This is a genomic window from Acidovorax sp. SRB_24 (assembly GCF_012931925.1).
This window is the reverse complement of sequence record NZ_MWOM01000369.1, coordinates 1-244: the sequence shown is the minus strand read 5'-3', so window position 1 is coordinate 244 and position 244 is coordinate 1. Positions and strand designations below refer to the sequence as shown.

1 pseudogene is annotated in these 244 nt (G+C 63.9%); it reads right to left on the bottom strand.

What is annotated here, in order from left to right:
- Nucleotides 1-244: pseudogene (locus tag B2J89_RS23420) on the bottom strand (NAD(P)/FAD-dependent oxidoreductase); the annotation flags it as partial.

Genomic DNA, 244 nt, shown 5'->3' with positions numbered 1-244 from the left:
GCTGGCTGCCGTCGGCAAAGTGCGCGGTGCGGTCTTCCACGCGCAGCAGCAGCGGCACCTCGTGGAACATGCTGGGCCAGTCGTAGCCCATGGGCGCACTGCGGTAGCTGAAGGTGACCGACTTGGCGCCGTATTTGTAGCATTGCGTGCCGATGTCCTCTGCGGAATAGCTGCTGCCCACCAGCAGCAGGTCCTTGCCCGTGAATTCACAGGCGTCGCGGAAGTCATGGGCATGCAGAACGCG